The following is an 18,470-nucleotide window of genomic DNA, read 5'->3' as shown; positions in this document are numbered from 1 at the left end:
GTCAGACCTGGCCAGAACTAAAACGATCAGATGCCGATTCTTCCGTTTCTTTATATTTCATTATCGCCACTTCCAACGCCTTATCGGCGTCCGCGATGACTTTCCGCAACTCATCCAGGACCATTGCAGGGGAGCCTGGAGCCTCCACAGTCCCATATCGCTGATGTTCAGCAACGCGTTGGCCGTATGGATGGCCTCCCAGAGAAGGCTCTTGCCTGCCCAGGCGATTCAAGTCGACTACGATCCTGTCAATGTCGCGCTGAACTTCCAGCAGCGCTTCCCGGATCGGTTTCGCTGACTCTTCGCTCACCCGGAAGCCGCCGCTTCTGGCTGACTTCAACATCTCCTTGGCTTCGCTCGCCATCTTGTTCATGGACGCCCCGTCCATGTTTGCCAGCGCCGCCCCCACCGCCCCACCGGTGGCAACTTCCTTTGCGCGCGCACCAGTACTTGTCTGCCCCTCGTCCCAGATCGGCATCTGTCACCCCCGCGTCATTCGTCACAGACCAGGCCGGAGTCTACCGGTCACCCCCCGTTGGACCAGCCACTTCGGCCACGACGGTACCGGTCGTTCACTTCGACGCTCACCGTGACCTGCGCGTTCCTCATCCCCGCAGGTACGGCTGCACCTGGCTGTGGAGGTGCTGGACGATACGCGCGTTGTCGGCGGGCGCGAAGGTCAGCCACGCCTGGCCGTCCTCGGTGACACGGCGGGTGGTGAACACCCGGCCGTCGTCGGTGTCGAACCACGCCACCGGGTCCAGGTACTCGGCCGGGCCCCTGCCGTCATGGGCGAAGGCGGTGAACTGCCCGAATCGCCGCTGCGGCTTGTCGAACATGCGCTCCACCGCGCGTTCCTGAACCGAAGCCCTGGCAGCGGGCGCGGACACGTCGGCGAACGGGTCGTAGCCGTCGGGCGCCGCGTGCCTGCCCGGCTTCGTGTCCGGTTTCGCCAGTGTGACCGACTGGCCCGGCGCGGGGCGGGTCGCGGGAATGAGATTCACGATTTCCGGCACCAGGCCCACGGGCCTGATTTCAGTGAACACCAGGAAGTTGCCGTCGCGCTTTCCGACCACCGCGAGTCTGCCGTCGGTGGCGGAACGCGCGAACAGTTTCTTCCCGTCGTCCAGGGTCGCCGCTGCCGTGACGGCCACCCTGCCACCGACGAAGGTCCGTAGCGCCGCTTCCGCATCGGGATTGAACCGCCCGCCCCGGACGAGCCCACGGCCTTCGAGGTCGCGGAACACCGCCTGCCGGATCTGTGCCCGTTCGGTGAACGTCTCCCCGAGGGTCGGCACCTCGAACGGAAAGGGCGCGCGGCCCAGTTCGAGATGGTCGAAGACGATGTCGACGGCGGCCAACGACAACGAGAACGAGCGCACCATTCCCCGGCTCCCCCACTGTGCAACGGTGTGTCCGAATCGCACGGTAGCAGTAGAGCCGGTGACCTCCGGACGATAACCCTAACGGGTGATCAGCGCGGCATCGTCACACGCCCAGAGCAAACTTCGTTGCGACCGCCGGGTCTGGCTGCTGATGTGAGTGCATGGCCGAACAGAAACCCGCGCTCGTGCTCCACCTCGTCAGCGGTGGAGAACCTCTGATCTTCACACTGCGGCTCGACGACGTCGCCGAGCTGCGCAAGCAACTGCACCTGCACCTCGAACACGGCTCCGTGGAGACGGTGTACACCTCGGAGGACCGCGCCGTGCAGATCAACTTCGCGCACGTGGCCGTCGCGTACATCGACGACCTCCAGCGCCAGGGCAAGGTCTTCGGCCTGCGCTGACGTGCGTCTCACGCCGCGAAGGCCACCTTCGCGGCGTGAGACGCAGTGAAGGTGGCCTTCGCGGCACCACATCCGGGGACGGTCAGAGCCGGTACAGGCGCTGCCAGTTCTCGCGGCTCGTGAGTTGCGGCATGGCGTGCTGGTACTGCGCCTGCACGGCCTTGCCCTCCTTGCGCAGCCGGTTGACCACCTGCACACCCTGCCTGGCCAGTTCGAACATGCGCTGCCGGTCGTAGCGGCGCACCCGCACGCCCTCCTGCGAGGCGTCCGTGACCACGGCCGTGTCGAACTGCGACACGTGCCACCAGTGCGCCTCGTCGCTGGGGATGGCGCCGAGGTCGAAGCGGTGCTTGCCCAGCAGGCGGTACATGATGCGCTTGAGCAGCACCAGCCGCTGCATGCTCGGCCTCGGCGCGGTGTTGATGATGCCGATGTCGTTCGACGCGATGCCCGGCACCTCGGTGGGTGCGTAGCGCTTGGTCTCGGGGTACTGCGCGCGGATCTCGCGGATCCGCTTCATCGCCGCGACCCCGCCGTCGTGCAGGACGTCGGGGCCCTTGAGGAAGTCCTCCACCGCGGTGATCAGCGTGGCCGACAGGCCGTACTGCATGCCGAGCAGGTACCGCACGAGCTGCGCCAGCAGCACCCGCGACAGCAGGTTCAGGTCGAACGGGCTGTGCAGCGCCGCCGTGATGATCGAGTTACGCAGGTTGAAGTAGCGGTGCCACTCGTCCCAGTCCTTCCAGTGGAAGTCGGCGTGCCACACGCCCGCCCCGGGCAGGGTCACCGTCGGGAATCCGTGCGCGCGAGCCCGGTAGCTGTACTCGGCGTCGTCCCACTGGAAGAAGAACGGCATCGGGTAGCCGATCTCCTTGACGATCTCGTACGGGATGAGGCACGACCACCAGCCGTTGTAGCCCGCGTCGAGCCTGCGCTCCTGCCGGTTCGGCCTGCCCGTCTTCGGGTCGACGTCGAGCAGGTCGGCGGTGGTCAGGCTGTGCGGCACCGGCTGCCCCGGCTCCAGCGTGTTGAGGCGCGCGTACTCGGCGCCCACATGCAGCTGGTTGGGGTGCAGCAGGTTCAGCATCTGCCCGCCCACGATCATCGGGTCGGCGGCGCGGTTGGAGAACGCGGTCAACCGGATGACGAGGTCCGGCTCCAGCAGTACGTCGTCGTCCATGAACAGCACGTTGGCGTGCTCGGTCTCGGTGTGCCCCGCCACCTCGAACAGTCCGCGGGTGAAGCCGCCCGCGCCACCGAGGTTCGGCTGCTTGATGTAGTGCAGCTTCGCGCCGAGGCGCTCGGCGACGTCGGCGAAGCCCTCGCGCGAGTCGACGGTGTCGGTGCCCTGGTCGGCGACGTAGATCGCGTCGAGCGTGTCGAGCGCGGGCAGCGAGTCGGCCAGCGCCGTGAGGTTGGCCAGGCAGTCGTCGGCGCGGTTCATCGTGCAGATGGTGACCGCGGTGGGCCGGACCTTCTCGGGCGAGTCGACGGTCCAGCGCACGTTCGACACGGTGAGCGTGCCGCTCTCGGTCTCCAGATCGAGCCAGAGCGCGCCGCCGTCGAGGAACTTGTCGAGCGTGGCGTCGAGCACGACGTGCTCGCCTTCGGCGCCACTGACGGTCCGCACGGCGACCGTCCGGGGCTCACCCTCCGTGTCGGAGGCACGCACGGCGAGTTGCCCCGAACCGGTGACGTCGGCTTCGACGGTGACGGCTTTGGCCGTGGACCACCGCTGCCAGTAGCTGGCGGGGAAGCGTCCGAAGTAGGTGTTGCCGGAGACCCTGGCCGACGGCTCCAGAGCCACCGAGTCGCGCTGCCGGGCGGCCACGCCTTCCGAGATCTCCGAGTAGAGGTCCTTGCTCACCACGTCGGACGGGCCCGCGAACAGGCCGCGCTGCGCGAGCAGCCTGCCCGCGCCCGCGTGCTCGGAGAACAGGGGCGCCTCCGCGCTCGCGGGTGTGCCGTCGGTGGTGCCGCCGGTCTTGGCCTGCTGTGGTGCGGTGGCCGGTGCCGCTTTACCGGGCATGAGACCTCAGTCCTCCAAATGAAAAGCCTTCACGCGGGAGTCGCCCAGTAAGGTACAGGCCGACCGGAGCACTCGGCTCCCTACCCGTCATCCCCTCGGTTCCCTGAACACAACCCACTTGAGCATGATGAAATTGATGGTGGTCGCCGTGCCCTGCGCGACCACCCACGCGAGCGCCACGCGCCACCGCAGGTCGGGCAGCAGATGTAGGGCCAGCGCATTCGTACCCACATTGACGAAGAACGTCACCGTGTAGAGCAGCATGAATCCGCCGACCTGGCCTGCCCCACCCGTTTGTGCCGCAGTGAAAGTAAAACGACGGTTAAGGAAATACGCCGTGGTGGTGCCCGCGATGAAACTGAGGGCCTTCGCCAGGTGGACCCAGGTGCCCGCCTGCAGCAGGAGCCAGTAGAGCCCGGAGTCCACGAGGGCGCAGAAGCCGCCGATGAGGACGAACCGCCCGATCTGGGCGAGCAGTCCGGGGCTGCTCGCCTCGCTCGCCTGCGAATCCGTAGCCACCACGCATAACCTCATCGCCGCCGGGTCGTCCCGTCCGAGTCTAGGCAGGCGGGCGCCGCTACTCTGGTCCGGGTGAGCACCGAACGGCGAACACTGACCGGATGGGGCCGCACGGCGCCGACCACGGCCGACGTGCTCAGCACGCCCGATGTGGACGTCATCGCGCGCGCCGTCGCCGAGGCCGGGTCACGCGGCGTCATCGCACGAGGTCTGGGCCGTTCCTACGGTGATCCGGCGCAGAACGCCGGTGGCCTGGTGGTCGACATGACCCCGCTCGACCATATTCACTCGATCGACGCCGGCAGCGCCGAGGTGGACGTGGACGCGGGGGTGAGCCTCGACGCGCTGATGCGCGCGGCGCTGCCGCACGGCCTGTGGGTGCCGGTGCTGCCGGGCACGCGGCAGGTCACCATCGGCGGCGCCATCGCCAACGACATCCACGGCAAGAACCACCACAGCGCCGGAAGCTTCGGCAACCACGTCAGCTCGATGGACCTGCTCACGGCCGACGGGCGCGTGCGCACGCTGACGCCGGAAGGGCCCGACCGGGAACTGTTCTGGGCCACCGTGGGCGGCATCGGGCTCACCGGAATCGTGCTCAGGGCCACCGTCCGGATGAAACGGACCGAGACCGCCTACTTCGTGGTGGACGCGGACCGCACGGCCGATCTCGACGAGACGCTGGCGCTGTTCACCGACGGTTCGGACCTGCACTACGACTACTCGATGGCCGTGCCGGATCTGATCTCACCGAACCACCGGCTGGGCAGGGCGACGTTCTCGCGCGGCGGCCTGGCCACGGTGGACCAATTGCCGGACAAGCTGAGGGCCGAGCCGCTGAAGTTCGACGCGCCCGTGCTGGCGACCATTCCGGACGTCTTCCCCAGCGGGATGGTCAACAAGATCACCGCGTCGATGTTGGGCGAGTTGTGGCAGCGCACCGTGCCGAAGCGGGGCGCCCGAGGCAAGATCCAGAACCTGACGCAGTTCTATCACCCGCTCGACATGCTGCGGGAGTGGAACCGGGGCTACGGCTCGGCAGGGTTCCTCCAGTACCAGTTCTCCGTGCCGTTCGGTCGCGAGGACGAGTTGAAGGCCCTGTGCCGCCGGATCGCCACCTCGGAGCACTACTCGTTCCTCAACGTCCTCAAGCGCATGGGCGAGGCCAACCCCGCGCCGTTGTCGTGGCCGTCGCCGGGGTGGATGCTCAGTGTGGACTTCCCGGTGAAGCGGGGGCTGGACACGTTCTGCGACGAGCTGGACGCCGCGGTGCTCGCCGCCGGTGGCCGCCTCTACACGGCGAAGGACTCCCGCACGTCGCCGGAGACGTTCCACCGCATGTATCCGAGGCTGGACGAGTGGCGCAAGGTCAGGGACTCCGTGGACCCCGACCGCATCTTCATCTCCGACATGGCCAGGAGGCTCGCACTGTGATCGACGCCGTGGGCAATCCCCAATCGCTGCTGCTGCTCGGCGGCACGTCGGACATCGCGCTCGCGATCGCCGAGAAGTACTGCGCGACCAGGCCGCTGCGGGTGGTGCTGGCGGCACGGCCGTCGCCGCGCCGGGACGAGGCCGCCGCGCGGCTCAAGGCCGTGGGAGCCGAGGTCACGAGCGTCGACTTCGACGCGGCCGACACCGCCTCCCACCCCTCGGTGCTGGACGCGGCGTTCGCCGACGGCGACATCGACGTCACCGTCGTGGCGTTCGGCCTGCTCGGGGACGCGGAGCGGGCGTGGCAGGACCACGAGACGGCGGTGCGGCTGGCGACGGTGAACTACACGGCCGCCGTCTCGGTCGGCGTGCCGCTGGCCGACCGGCTCCGCAGGCAGGGGCACGGCAAGGTCATCGCGCTGTCCTCCGTGGCCGGCGAGCGCGTACGGCGGTCCAACTTCGTCTACGGCTCCACCAAGGCGGGTTTCGACGGCTTCTACCTCGGCCTCGGCGAGGCACTGCGACCGCACGGGGTGACGGTGACGGTGGTCCGTCCCGGCCAGGTCCGCACCAAGATGACCGAGGGCATGGGCAAGGCTCCGCTGGAGCAGACCGCGCCGCAGGTGGCCGACATCGCCGTGAAGGCGGCCCGCGACGGCAAGGACCTGGTGTGGGCGCCGGGCGCGTTCCGGTACGTGATGTCGGCGCTGCGGCACGTGCCGAGGCCGATCTTTCGCAAACTGCCGATCTGAGCCCCGCGCTACTGCACGAACCAGTACCCGAAGGACGTGTACTCGGGGTGCGGCGACAGCAGCGGCCGGGTGGGTTCCAGCTCGACCGTCGCCTCCGGCGAGGTCACCAGTTCGCCCGGCACGGTGAACTCGGCCGTCGTCCAGGCGTCCGGTGAGTCCGGCAGCCGCCAGACCCCCGCGTCCCGGCCGTCGATCCGGACGCGGACCTCGCGGTTCTCCGCCCCGCTGAGCACGCGCGTCGCCACGGTGAGCGGACGGCCCGGGATGAGCCCGCGCGCGGTGAGGCGCTCCCCGCCCACGATCGTGCGCCCGCTGTCGACGACGTCGCCCTGCCTGCGCAGCACCGTGTTCGGCTGAAAGCCTGGTACCGCCGACCGGACCTCGTAGTCGTGGTGGTCCTCGCTGCCCAGCGAACCGACGTTGACCTGGTCGCGCACCCTGCCGGGGATCGGGGCACGGTCCCCGCTGCCCGCGAGGGTCCAGTCGGCGGCGTACACGTGCATCTCGGTGAACGGCACGATTCGGCGGTTGTTCAGGTCCGGCGGTGTGCGAACGGAGAACGTGACGAGCGGGGGCGAGGCGAAGACTCCGGCGTCGACGAAGGGCCGCATGGCCGCTCCGGGCCACGGCTCGTACACGGCGAAGTGCGTGGGGCGCTCGCCCTCGGGCAGGCTCCGCAGCGCCTCGTACAGGCTGCCGGTCCCGTTGTTGCTGGCCTCGGCCATCCCGTTGGTGGCGAGCCCGATGGTGTCGACCACCCGCCGGTCGCCGAAGTAGGCGATGGCACCGACGTCCTTCACCCCCACGATCGCGTCCTCGGGCAGGTTGCCGCTCACCCACGCGCCCACCGACACGTCGGTGTCGCGGATGGTGGCGGCCTGCCTGCCGAGCCGCACGGCCCACGTCGGCGTGGCCACCACGGTGAACAGCAGCATGACGAGCAGCACGGCATGCAGCGCGTAGCGCCGTGGTCCCTCCCGGGGCACCAGCCTGGTGAGCGCGTATCCGCCCGCCGCGGCGAAGACCAGGAACAACGGCAGAAACGGCTGGAAGTAGCGCAGCTCGTGCAGGAGTGCCGTGCTCAGCGTGGCGGCGGAGACGACCACGGCGGCGAAGCCCGCCGCGACGGCCAAACACAGCGCCCGCCACTCGGGCCGGGTCACCAGGAGGTAGGCGATCCCGCCGAGGAAGAACACCAGCGCGAGCGGGAAGGTGAAGTCGGTGTTGTTGAGTCCGGTGAAGTGGTCGACGACGATGCGGATGTTGGCGAAGGTCCGGTCGACGAACTCACCGGGATAGAAGATCGGCCGGTCGTAGAGGTGGGACTTCGACTGGACGCCGTTGGCACGCAGTGTGCCGGTCGCGAGCAGGAAGAACACGTACTGCGCCACGCCGACGAGCAGCGGGACGACGCTCGCGAGAATCCTGCCGGGCGTGAGCGCCCTGGCCCGCCACAATGTCCACAGCATCGCCACGCAGAGCATCGCCGCGAAGAACAGTCCCTCGGGACGCACCAGCGCCAGCAGCCCGGCGACCACGGGAGTCCAGGTGAACCGGGCCCGGGGGCGTTCGCGCACGAACGCCAGCACGGAGGCGGTCACCAGCAGCGCGGTGAGCCCGACCTCCATCCCGCTGGCCGCGCCCCAGAGCAGCGGTCCGCTCACGGCGGTGAGCACGCCGGACCAGACACCCACGGCCCTGCCGAGCAACGCGGTACCGAGCCGGCACGTCAGCAACGCCGTGGCGGCGAAACACACGAGCCCGAGCGCCACCGCGAACGCCAGCAGCGCGGTGCCCGAGAACCCGAGCGCGTGGGCCGCGCCGAGTGCGAACACGTACAGCAGGCTGCTCGCGCCCGTGGACACCGGATCGCCGGTGTTGTACTCGAAGAAGTGGCCCGAGCCGAGCTGGCTCGCGTACTGGAGATGGATGTAGGCGTCGTCGATGGGCGCGATGAGGTTGCCCTGGTTGTAGGCGAGGTCGACCGCCACGAACGCGCTCCCGAGCAGCAGCGCCAGTGCGCCGACCAGCCAGGCGGCCCGGTCGCGGGTCGCGGAACGCGCGGGAGGCGGCGTGCGCGTCCCCGAGGCCGCAGGGGACTCGGACGGTTCCGGCGCCTCCGCGGGGGTGGGCTCGCCGGGCTGGTCAGCCTGCCTGTCCGTCTCCGCCGTCATCTCCGCCTGTCCTGTCGGGCCGTGTTCGTAAGCTACCTACCGCCTCGCCCGCCCGCCTGGGTGGGGCGCGCCCGGATACCCCGCGAGGGGAACCGGACACGCACTGCTCACGTCCGAACAGGCACAGTCGGCGCGGACGACAGAGGTGGATCGCCGTGAGCAGCGCACAACGTCATTCCCGGCCCCATCGGTCGGCCCGGAGCGAGGGCTGATGGCGTTCGCCGACGCCCCCGGTGCCGCCACGCTCGCCCGGCAGGTCACCACCGAGGGTGAGGTGCTGCTGTGGGCGGCACACGGGCGGGAGTTCGCCTTCGACGTGGCCGGGCACGATGCCGCGGGCCAGCCGCACGGCCACGCCGTGCCGCGCGGGTTCGGCGCGTTCGGCATGGGTGCCGCCACGATGGCGGTCGGGATGGCGATGGGGACCGACCTCCCCGGCGAGGGTGCCGTCCCGCCCGCCGTCGTGGTCTTCGGTGCCGACGGCGACTGCCGGGCCAGGACACTGCTCACCGGGGTGGAGCCACGGGGCGGTACGCCGTGGCGAACGTGGGCCCTGACCTCGGCGCGGCTGCTGGTGCTCGACGTGCGGCCACCGTCGACCGGCGAGCCTCGCACTCCGTTGCTGCGCAGAACCCTCGAACGGGGACGCGACCTCGTCCATGTCCTCACCGACCGCACGCGACGCTACGGCCCGAACACGGAGGGGGTCGCGGTGGCGCGCAAGCCGATGACGGTGGTGGCGGCGACCGGGCGGGAGCACCTGCACGACGTCGCCGTCGCCCGCAGGCGGCTGCGGATGCGGACGCGACCGTGCCTGCGGCTGTCCTTCGTGGACGGCTCGGGTCTCGACCTGCTGCTGGGTGTGGAGGACGAGAGCGTGTTCGAGTGGATGGCCGAGCTGAGCGGGGAGGGCCGGTGATGGAGGAGAACCCGAGGGCGGCCACCCAGGTCGACGAACTGGTCGAGACCGAACTGGCCCGGCTCTGGTTGCGGCGGGGCGAGCGGCTGCTGCTGGCCTGCCCTCCCATTCGGGCCCATGTGGGAGCGCGCATCGGCGGTCGCAGGCTCGTCCCCCACCGCCCGGCCCGGGAGCTGCCGTCCGCGCGCGCCACGCCGCCGAGGTGGCCGCTTCCCGTCGCGGAGCTGCCTGCCGAGGACTGGACGGACGACCCCACGCTCGGGCACTGGGCCGAGGCCGAGGCCGAGGACCGGGACGCGGTGCGGCTGGCCGATCACCTCGCCGCGAGCCACGGCGAGGCGCGGGTGGTCGTCACGGACCGCCGTGTCGCGGTCGTGTGCCCGGCCGAGCACCTCGCCGGTCCGGAAGTCCCCCCGGACGGCGGCTTCGGCACGGTCGAACAACTGTCACCACAGCGGCTCACGAGTCTCGACGCGCCCTTCCTCGGTCGCAGCGTGCCACCACGGCGGGTCATCGCGTTCGGCTTCGCGGACGGCTCGACGCTGTTCGCGTGTGACGTCCACGCGGCGATGAAGGTCCGCCGGGCGCAGGACCGCGCGCACCGGCAGCGCTGAGCTCTCCGGGCACGCCGGGCACCCGGGGGACTCAAGCCCGGTCGTTTTCAGCCCTCAGCCCTCAGCCCTCCGGGTGGGGACGGGTGTCCGGTTGCCGCGCGGCGACGAGGGTGAAGTGCCCGACGCCGAGCGCCTCGGAGTACACCTGCCAGGTGTCGTCACCCCCGCCGGGACCGCGTTCGTACCGCAACCGGTACTCCACCGGCGTTCGCGTGGCGTCGTGGTCGAAGAACAGGTAGTTCAACTCCAGCAGCGCGGAGGACACGGGGCCCGACTCGGCGACGCGGTCCTTCACCAGTTCGGCCACCCTGCCCCGGTCGGAGAACACGTCGAGGATCCGGCACTCGCAGTGGTAGGCCAGGGTTCCGATCTCACCGGGCGAGGCCACGGTGCCCTGTCCCACGCGCTCGCCGAGTTGGCGCCCCACGTGCGCGTAGTCCGTCGCACCGGCCCAGTTGCCGAAGATCACCGGCGACCGCCACGGCACTCCCTGTGCCGCGCCGACCCCGACGGCACCGGCCACGAGCGCGGCGACGACGCCGAGTGCCGTGACGGGAGCCCGCACCATCAGCGTGGCGTGCTCCCGGGCCACCGCCAGCCACACTCCGAGCGCGGCGACGGCGAACATCGCCAGCGCGGTCGCGGGCGCGACATAGTACCAGTGGTAGGGACCGACGCCCAGCGCCGTGTACACCAGGTAGTAGGCGATGGCACCACCACCGAGCCCCACGAGTGCGGAGACGCCGGGAAAGCGGTCCCACGTCCGCGCGAGCCGTACCGCCAGCAACCCGCACCAGGCGATCAGCCCCAGCAGGGCGGGCCCGAACGCCAGCAGCACCGCGGCCTCCTGGCCGAAGTAGTACATCACCGGGCCGGTGGCGTAGGTCCAGCGGCCGAACAGGCCGTCCTGTTCCTGCTTGATGACGAGCGTGTCCGGCACGGCCGAGCCGAGCGCGATCCAGCTGAAGACGTACCACGGAGCCGCCACCACCACCGCCGCGAGTACGGCGTGGCCGATCCGCCGCCGGATGGCGACCGCGCACAGCGCGATGGCGAGCACGAACACCACGAGATCCAGCCTGGTGAGCACGGCGAGGGCCGCGGCGACGCCGAACGCCACGGGCCTGCCCTCGACGGCGAAGACCGTGAGCAGCATGAGCACGGCCGGGATGAGCAGCACTTCCAGGCCGATCGCCGACAGCACGAACGGATTGCTCAGCACCACCAGGACACCGAGCGCGGCCACGGGCCACGGGAACCGGTAGGCCCGCGCGAGCCGGGTCCAGCCCCAGGCGAGCACGGCGGTCGCCAGCACCGTCAGCGCGCCGAGCGCCACGACCGGGTGGGCGTCACCGGTGACCCGCGTCAGCGCCGTCAACGCGCCGAGCAGCAGCACGTTCAGCGGTGAGGTCGCCGAGTTGGCCGTCATGCCCGGCACGAGGCCCCACTCGCCGTGTACCGCGAGGTTCTTGGCGTACGACAGCGTGATGTAGGCGTCGTCGATGAGGCTGTCCTTGACGACGGCGAAGATCGCGGCCGCGAGCACCGCGGCGGCGCCCACGACGACGAGGGTGGCCCGCCGCGTCCCGAAGGGGGACGGTTCTCTACGCTCCAACGGTGACCTTCCGTGTCTGGTTGATCACGATGTGCGCCCTGCTGTCCTCGGTGACCGCAGGGCTGTTCGTGCTCGCTCCGGTCGACCAGCAGTCCACTCGCTACAGCTGGCCGGACGGGGAAGTGGAAAACCGGACCCTGCCGCTGTTTCCCTACGAACCCCACCGGCTCGACGTGACGTTCGGTTGCGCCGACGTCCGCGGCGCGGACGAAGATCTGCTGCTGTCTACCACGGCACCCCGTAACGCGCCTGTTGAGAACGTCGCGGACGGCGGGCTCGACATCCGGGCTTCCCCGAGCACGGTTACGGTGAGTGTCGGCGACCGCGAGGTCATCACCTCCTCGGTGGAATCGGCGTGCGCGTGGTCGGTCACCTCGCAGGAGACCGGGACCACGGTGCGTCGCGATGGCGAGGTAGTGGCTCACACCATCGAGATCCCCGTCGTCACGGGGATGTTCACGGAGGCACCGGCTCAAACCGGGTTGCGGGCGACGGTGGTGCCCGACACGCGGTACGAGAGCACACCGGGTGCCGCGCGGATCGCGCTGGCCGCGGTGACCGTGGCCGCGCTGGCGGCGATGTTCGTCCTGCTCGCCCGCACCACGCTGCCCGGTCAGCGCCGCGTCCGCGTCCTGCCACCACGCTGGTGGCGCCCCCGCCCCGCCGACGCCGCCGTGGCCTGCGTCCTCGCGGGCTGGCTCGTGGTCGGGGCACCGACGGTCGACGACGGCTACATCGTCACCATGCTCAAGGCCGCCGGTGACGGTGACGTCGTCGGCAACTACTTCCGCTGGTTCAACGCACCCGAGGCGCCGTTCAGCTGGTTCTACGAGCTGTACCGCGGCGTGGCCGAGGTCAGCGGCGCGGCGTGGTGGCTGCGCCTGCCCTCCGTGCTGCTCGGCCTGCTGCTCTGGGTGCTGATCGACCGGCTGCTGCTCCCCCGGCTCGTTCCCCGGGCGACACCGTTCACGCGGTTCGCCGCCGCCGCGGCCTTCGCGCTCTGGTACGTCCAGTTCGGCGTCGGGCTCCGCCCCGAACCGTGGGTGATGCTCGGCGTGGTGGCGGTCTTCCTGCTGGTCGAACGCACTGTGGTGACGCGGAGTCTCGGCGCCCTCGGCGCGTCGGTGGCCGTGGCGGGCGCGACGGTGGCCGTCACGCCGACCGGGGTCGTCGCGCTGGCACCGTTCGTGGCCGCCGCACCGGGACTGGCTCGGGTGGTGCGGCTGCACGGCGTCCGGGTGTTGCCGGTGGTCCTCGGTTCGGGTGCGGCGGCACTGCTGCTGATGTTCGCCGACCAGTCCCTGGCCTCGGTGCTGCACTCGACCGAGGTGCGGACCACGATCGGACCGAGCTTCGGTGTCCTCGACGAGCCGATGCGCTACGACGCCCTGCTGGACCCGATCCAGGGTGGGCTGAACCGCCGGATGCCGCTGGTGCTGCTGTGGTTCTGCCTCGCCGTGCTGATCGCCCTGCTGGTGGCGCGCCGGGTGCCGGGACTCGCCGCCCGGCCCACCCGCCGTGCGGTGCTGGTGTCGCTGCTGTTCTTCGTGGCGCTCGCGTTCACTCCGACCAAGTACACGCACCACTTCGGCGCGCTCGGCGGCCTCGCCGCCGTGTTGCTCGCCGCCGTGGTCCACACCGTTCGCACGGGTGCGCTGCGGCCGGGATGGGCGCGGTCGCTGTTCGTCCTCGCTGCGGGCGCCGTGTCGGCCTACGGTCTGGCCGCGCCGCTGCGCTGGTGGTTCCTGGCGGGCACCGGGACGCCGTGGTCGCTGGAACCGCCGGATATCGGCATCGCGCTGGGCGAGGCAGTGTTCGCGGGTGGTGTGCTGCTGGCCGTGCTCGGGCTGGTCGTCGGCTGGCGGCGGCTGCCGTCACCGGCGTGGGTGCTGCCCTGCGTGGTGACGGGGGTGGTGGCGCTGGAAGTCCTGTCGGTGACCTATCCCGCGCTCGCCCGCCCCGGGGCCTACAGCGTCGCGAGGGCCACCCTGGACCCTGGCGGGTGTGGCGTCGAGCGGTGGTTGACCGTGGAACCGGAGCCGGGCACCGGCTTGCTGCGACCTGTCACCGGATCGAGTGAGATTCGCGCGGACGGGTTCCGTCGCGGCGCCTACCCACCGCAGGTACCGCCGCCACCGGGCTACGGAGAGGGCGGCGCGCCGGTGTGGGGCAGCGACGGCGCGCGGGGCACCCTCACCACGCCGTGGTCCACGGTGCCCGAAGGCGCCGCGTCACCCGACTCGCCGCCACTGGTGGTGCCGATCGCCGGCACGGGAGCGGTGGCGGCCACCGCGCAGTTCGCCGACCGCGACGGCACCGTGATTCGGGAGGTCCGGTTGCGGCTGGGAGGCGGCACCTGGCGCGAAGCCCGGCTCGATCCCGGCTCGGCCGACCGGGTGCGGCTCGTCGTCAGCGACGCCCGCGACGGGCAGGGCTGGGTGGCCGTCGGCGCTGCCCGCCTGCCCCGCGTCGTGCCGCTACCGGAGTACCTGCCCGTGTCCCGACCGGTGGCGCTCGACTGGGTGAGCGCGTTCTCCCTGCCGTGCCGCAGTCCCGCGGCCCTCGCCCACGGCGTCACCGAACCCGTCGGGCATCTGGTGGGTGCGGGGCCGGACAGCCGCTGGCTCGCGGGCATGTCCACCGCGAGAGCCGCGGGTGGGCCGTACGCGCCACTGCTGGCGGTGGCCCGCCAGGTACCCGTACCGACCTACCTGCGGGGGGACAAACTCAGCGAACCGATCAGCGTGTTCCGCTTCGACTACGTCGCGCCGCCGCTGCCGGGCGTGCCGGGGTGAGTCATCAGAGGTAGTACGAGAACACGAGGGCCACGACCCAGCTCGCGCCCAGGACCTGCAACACGCGGTCGCGCAGCGCGATCTCCTCGGGCTCGCCCGCGTTGCCGCCGTCCACGTCGACCGCGTAACGCAGCACGGCGATCACGAACGGCACGATCGAGATGACACTCCACATCGTGCCGGGCACCCGCTGCTGCTGTTCGAACGCCCACAGGCAGTACGACATGATCAGTATGGCCGCCGACGTCGCCCACACGAACCGCAGGTAACTCGCGGAGTACTTCTTCAGCGAGGACCGGATCTTCGCACCGGTCCGTTCGAAGAGCATCACCTCGGCGTAGCGCTTGCCCGCCACCATGAACAGCGAACCGAACGCCGTGACCAGCAGGAACCACTGCGAGAGTGCTATTCCCGTCGCCACACCACCGGCGATCAGCCGCATCAGGAATCCCGAGCCGACGATCGCCAGATCGATCACCGGCTGGTGCTTGAGCCCGAAGCAGTACCCCAGCTGGATCGCCTCGTACACGACCAGCACGATGAGCAATCGCCAGTCGGCGAGCAGGCTGACCCCGACCCCGGCGGCGAAGAACCCCACCGCCGAGGCATAGGCCAGCGGGATCGGCACCACACCGGCGGCGATCGGCCGGTTCCGTTTGGTCGGGTGCGCACGGTCGGCCTCGACGTCGACCGCGTCGTTGATGAGATAGACCGAGCTCGCCACCAGCGAGAACGCCACGAAGGCGATCGCCGCGTCGACCAGCACGTCGAGGTTCGCGATCTGGCCCGCGGTGAACGGAGCGGCGAAGACGAGAACGTTCTTCACCCACTGCCGTGGTCGCGCGGTGCGTCCCACGCCGAGCAGCGTGGAGATCGCGCCCTTACCGGCGACAGCACCGTCGCCGACGTCGGCGCGCTCGGTCGTCTCACTCATTCGTCAGGTCCGCTTCCGTGAGGTCAGCCTGCGGCGCAGGATGCCGCCGACGGCACCACCGAGGGCGGCGCCGGCGAGCACGTCGGTCGGGTAGTGCACACCGAGCACGAGGCGGGACACCAGCATCGGAGGCACCAGGGCGGGCACGAGGTTACGCCCGAGAAGCCCCGAATACAGCACGGCAGCGGCCGTGGTCGACGTGGCGTGTGACGAGGGAAAGCTCAACTGGGCGGGGGTGTGGACCCCCACCGTCACCTCGGGGTGCTTCGGCCTCGGCCTGCGCACCACCCGCTTCACCGCGATGGACGCGGCGTGCGCGCCCACGGCCCCCGCTGCCGCGGTCAGCCACTCGACGCGCCTGCCCCGGTCGAGCGCGGCCCCGGCCACGCCGAGCGCGAACCAGCCCGCGCTGTGCTCGCCGAAGTGCGACAGCCCGCGCGCCGCCCGCACGACGGCGGGCTTCGCGAGGGCTCGCTGCGCGCCGACGAGCAACGCCAGCTCCCCCGAGGGCCGTGAGCTCGCGTCGCTCACGGCCTCGTCAGCGGGACGCTGCTCAAGCATCGATCGACCCGTCGAGCGGAGCGCCGTCGGTGAGATGCGGCGCGATCTTGTTGTCGAACATCGACAGCGCCGACCCGATGGCCATGTGCATGTCCAGGTACTTGTACGTCCCGAGCCTGCCGCCGAACAGGATGCTGCGCTCCTGCGCCTCCTTGCGTGCCCGCTCGCGGTAGCGCTCCAGCTTCTCGCGGTCGGCGGAGGTGTTGATCGGGTAGTACGGCTCGTCGGAGTCCTCGGCGAACCGCGAGTACTCGCGCACGATCACCGTCTTGTCGGACGGGTACTCCCGCTCGGGGTGGAAGTGCCGGAACTCGTGGATGCGGGTGTAGGGGACGTCGCCGTCGTTGTAGTTCATGACGGCCGTGCCCTGGTAGTCGCCGGTGGGCACGACCTCCTGCTCGAAGTCCAGCGTGCGCCAGCCGAGCCGTCCCTCCGCATAGTCGAAGTACCGGTCGAGCGGGCCGGTGTAGACCGTGGGGATGCCTTCCGGGATGGCGTCGCGCACGTCGAAGTAGTCGACGCCGAGACGCACCTCGATGTTCGGGTGGTCGGCCATCCGCTCCAGCCACGCCGTGTAGCCGTCGACGGGAAGGCCCTCGTAGGTGTCGTTGAAGTACCGGTTGTTGAAGGTGTAGCGCACCGGCAGCCTGGTGATGATCGAAGGGGACAGCTCCTTCGGGTCGGTCTGCCACTGCTTGGCCGTGTAGCCCTTCACGAACGCCTCGTACAGCGGGCGCCCGATGAGCGAGACGGCCTTCTCCTCCAGGTTCTTGGCGTCCTTGGTGTCGATCTCGCTGGACTGCTCGGAGATCAGCTCGCGGGCCTCGTCCGGCGAGTGGGACTTGCCGAAGAACTGGTTGATCAGGTGCAGGTTCATGGGGAACGTGTAGACCTGCCCCTGGTACTTCGCGAACACCCGGTGCTGGTAGCCGGTGAAGTCGGTGAACTGGTTGACGTAGTCCCAGACCCGCTTGTTGGAGGTGTGGAACAGGTGGGCCCCGTAGCGGTGGACCTCGATGCCGGTCTCGGGTTCGGCCTCCGAGTAGGCGTTGCCGCCGATGTGTTCACGCCGTTCCAGCACCAGCACGCGCTTGCCGAGCTGGCTGGCGGCGCGTTCGGCCACCGTGAGGCCGAAGAAGCCGGAGCCGACGACCACGAGGTCGAAGCCGGTGTACGCGCCGTTCGGGTTGTCTGTGGGGTTCGTGTCCGCGCTCACGGGCGAAAGGCTACCGACGCGCACCGGCCCTCGTGCGGTGAGGCCGTCGTTATGAAAACCCCGTGAAGTGGGCTTGCCCCTGGCCGCACTTCACCCGTCGCACGAGGGCCGGGCAGCCCCTGCGTCCCCCGGGTGCCCGTGACGCCGGTCGCATCCGGTTCGACGAATCCGCCCCGGCGCGGGTTCCGACATCCCCATGTTTCACTCGTCCGAGTCATCGGAGACGGGTTCCCGTCCCTGGATACCGGGGAGTACGTCGGCGGCGACTTCCTCCAACACCGATTCCTGACCCTGGTACGGCTCCCCGCTGCGCGGCCAGTGCACCACCACGTCGGTGAAGCCCAGCTCCTGCGCCCTGCCCACGGCGTCGACGAACGCCTCGCGGCTCGACAGCGAGAACACCGGTGCCGCGTCCAGGCTCAGACAGCGCACGACCTCTCCCCGGCCCGTCTCGGCGAGGGTCTCGTCGAACCGGGCGGACAGCGTGGCGACACCCTGCCACCACTGCTCCTGCGTCGAGACCGCTCCGGGCTGCCCGGTGGTGATCCAGCCCTCGCCCTGGCGGGCGGCGTAGGCCATGGCGCGGGGGCCGTTCGCGGCGATCAGCAACGGCGAGCGGGGACGCTGCACGCACCCGGGCAGGTTGCGCGCGCCCTTGGCCGAGTAGTACTCGCCCGAGTAGTCGAACCCGTCGGTGCGCAACAACCCGTCGAGCGCGTCCACGAACTCGACGAACCGGTCGACCCGTCTGCCCGGTGACAGCTCGGGGGTGCCGAGCACCTCGGCGTCGTAGCCCTGGCCACCGGCCCCCACACCCAGCACCAGCCTGCCGTCGGCCAGGTCGTCGAGGGTGATGACCTCCCTGGCGAACGGAACGGGGTGCCGGAAGTTGGGTGAGGCCACGAACGTGCCGAGCCGGATGGTGGACGTCACCATCGCGGCCGCCGCGAGCGTGGGCCCCGCACTGAACCACGGACCATCCACCAGGGAACGCCAACCGAGATGGTCGTACGTCCACGCGTGGTCGAAGCCGTACTCCTCGGCGACCCGCCACTTCGGCTCGGCTGCCCACCACCTGTCCTCGGGGAGAATCACAATGCCTACGCGCACGGGTCCAGA

Annotated in this window: 16 protein-coding genes; 6 read left to right on the top strand and 10 right to left on the bottom strand. The window is 70.3% G+C overall.

Annotation, left to right across the window (positions count from 1 at the left end; translation table 11 throughout):
- Window position 1: 1 nt before the first annotated feature.
- Together FFT09_RS08970 and FFT09_RS08965 are read right to left on the bottom strand one after the other, a co-directional pair.
- Complete coding sequence (locus tag FFT09_RS08970) at window positions 2–478, bottom strand: hypothetical protein (protein WP_138382375.1); 477 nt, start codon at window positions 476–478, stop codon at window positions 2–4.
- A gap of 127 nt (window positions 479–605) precedes the next feature.
- Entirely contained in the window at window positions 606–1,385 is a 780-nt protein-coding gene (locus FFT09_RS08965; protein ID WP_138382374.1) for an ESX secretion-associated protein EspG, read from the bottom strand.
- 161 nt (window positions 1,386–1,546) lie between these two features.
- On the opposite strand from FFT09_RS08965, the gene FFT09_RS08960 reads away from it, so the two are divergent.
- The gene (locus FFT09_RS08960; RefSeq protein WP_024876586.1) at window positions 1,547–1,789 is read left to right on the top strand and encodes a hypothetical protein; all 243 of its coding nucleotides are present in this window, start codon (window positions 1,547–1,549) and stop codon (window positions 1,787–1,789) included.
- Window positions 1,790–1,871: 82 nt separating this feature from the next.
- Here FFT09_RS08960 and FFT09_RS08955 read toward each other — a convergent pair whose 3' ends face one another.
- Window positions 1,872–3,818 (bottom strand): glycosyltransferase, encoded by a 1,947-nt coding sequence (locus FFT09_RS08955; protein WP_138382373.1) that lies wholly within the window; start codon window positions 3,816–3,818, stop codon window positions 1,872–1,874.
- An 87-nt stretch (window positions 3,819–3,905) separates the two neighbouring features.
- Window positions 3,906–4,340, bottom strand: coding sequence for a GtrA family protein (locus tag FFT09_RS08950; protein WP_024876588.1), 435 nt, complete (start codon window positions 4,338–4,340; stop codon window positions 3,906–3,908).
- Between the two features lie 69 nt (window positions 4,341–4,409).
- On the opposite strand from FFT09_RS08950, the gene dprE1 reads away from it, so the two are divergent.
- Window positions 4,410–5,771 (top strand): decaprenylphosphoryl-beta-D-ribose oxidase, encoded by a 1,362-nt coding sequence (gene dprE1 / locus FFT09_RS08945; protein ID WP_138382372.1) that lies wholly within the window; start codon window positions 4,410–4,412, stop codon window positions 5,769–5,771.
- Window positions 5,768–6,523, top strand: a complete 756-nt coding sequence (gene dprE2, locus FFT09_RS08940) for a decaprenylphospho-beta-D-erythro-pentofuranosid-2-ulose 2-reductase (protein ID WP_138382371.1) — start codon at window positions 5,768–5,770, stop codon at window positions 6,521–6,523. The genes dprE1 and dprE2 overlap by 4 nt, the downstream gene beginning before the upstream one ends.
- An 8-nt stretch (window positions 6,524–6,531) precedes the next feature.
- Here dprE2 and FFT09_RS08935 read toward each other — a convergent pair whose 3' ends face one another.
- Window positions 6,532–8,697 carry a glycosyltransferase family protein gene (locus FFT09_RS08935; RefSeq protein WP_138382370.1) on the bottom strand — a complete coding sequence of 722 codons (2,166 nt, stop codon included), beginning with the start codon at window positions 8,695–8,697 and terminating at the stop codon, window positions 6,532–6,534.
- Window positions 8,698–8,908: 211 nt separating this feature from the next.
- On the opposite strand from FFT09_RS08935, the gene FFT09_RS08930 reads away from it, so the two are divergent.
- Entirely contained in the window at window positions 8,909–9,616 is a 708-nt protein-coding gene (locus FFT09_RS08930; protein WP_081192964.1) for a hypothetical protein, read from the top strand.
- A complete protein-coding gene (locus tag FFT09_RS08925; protein ID WP_138382616.1) occupies window positions 9,616–10,230 on the top strand; it encodes a hypothetical protein in 615 nt (204 codons plus the stop codon). Before FFT09_RS08930 ends, FFT09_RS08925 begins: the two co-directional genes overlap by 1 nt.
- A 61-nt stretch (window positions 10,231–10,291) precedes the next feature.
- Here the strand turns inward: FFT09_RS08925 and FFT09_RS08920 are convergent, their stop codons facing one another.
- Complete coding sequence (locus FFT09_RS08920; protein WP_244231279.1) at window positions 10,292–11,791, bottom strand: glycosyltransferase family protein; 1,500 nt, start codon at window positions 11,789–11,791, stop codon at window positions 10,292–10,294.
- A gap of 56 nt (window positions 11,792–11,847) precedes the next feature.
- On the opposite strand from FFT09_RS08920, the gene FFT09_RS08915 reads away from it, so the two are divergent.
- Window positions 11,848–14,640 (top strand): arabinosyltransferase domain-containing protein, encoded by a 2,793-nt coding sequence (locus FFT09_RS08915; RefSeq protein WP_138382368.1) that lies wholly within the window; start codon window positions 11,848–11,850, stop codon window positions 14,638–14,640.
- 4 nt (window positions 14,641–14,644) lie between these two features.
- Here the strand turns inward: FFT09_RS08915 and FFT09_RS08910 are convergent, their stop codons facing one another.
- From FFT09_RS08910 to FFT09_RS08895, 4 genes are all read right to left on the bottom strand, one after another.
- Window positions 14,645–15,574 carry a decaprenyl-phosphate phosphoribosyltransferase gene (locus FFT09_RS08910; RefSeq protein ID WP_081192956.1) on the bottom strand — a complete coding sequence of 310 codons (930 nt, stop codon included), beginning with the start codon at window positions 15,572–15,574 and terminating at the stop codon, window positions 14,645–14,647.
- Window positions 15,575–15,577: 3 nt separating this feature from the next.
- The gene (locus FFT09_RS08905; RefSeq protein WP_081192954.1) at window positions 15,578–16,135 is read right to left on the bottom strand and encodes a phosphatase PAP2 family protein; all 558 of its coding nucleotides are present in this window, start codon (window positions 16,133–16,135) and stop codon (window positions 15,578–15,580) included.
- Window positions 16,128–17,351 carry a UDP-galactopyranose mutase gene (gene glf / locus FFT09_RS08900; protein WP_024876598.1) on the bottom strand — a complete coding sequence of 408 codons (1,224 nt, stop codon included), beginning with the start codon at window positions 17,349–17,351 and terminating at the stop codon, window positions 16,128–16,130. Before glf ends, FFT09_RS08905 begins: the two co-directional genes overlap by 8 nt.
- Before the next feature lie 201 nt (window positions 17,352–17,552).
- Window positions 17,553–18,461, bottom strand: coding sequence for an LLM class flavin-dependent oxidoreductase (locus FFT09_RS08895; RefSeq protein ID WP_081192952.1), 909 nt, complete (start codon window positions 18,459–18,461; stop codon window positions 17,553–17,555).
- Window positions 18,462–18,470: the final 9 nt, after the last annotated feature.

It is taken from the genome of Saccharomonospora piscinae (assembly GCF_005862235.1).
GTDB classification, from domain to species: domain Bacteria; phylum Actinomycetota; class Actinomycetes; order Mycobacteriales; family Pseudonocardiaceae; genus Saccharomonospora; species Saccharomonospora piscinae.
Note: the sequence above shows the minus strand (reverse complement) of the source record. Positions and strands in the feature narration are given on the sequence as shown.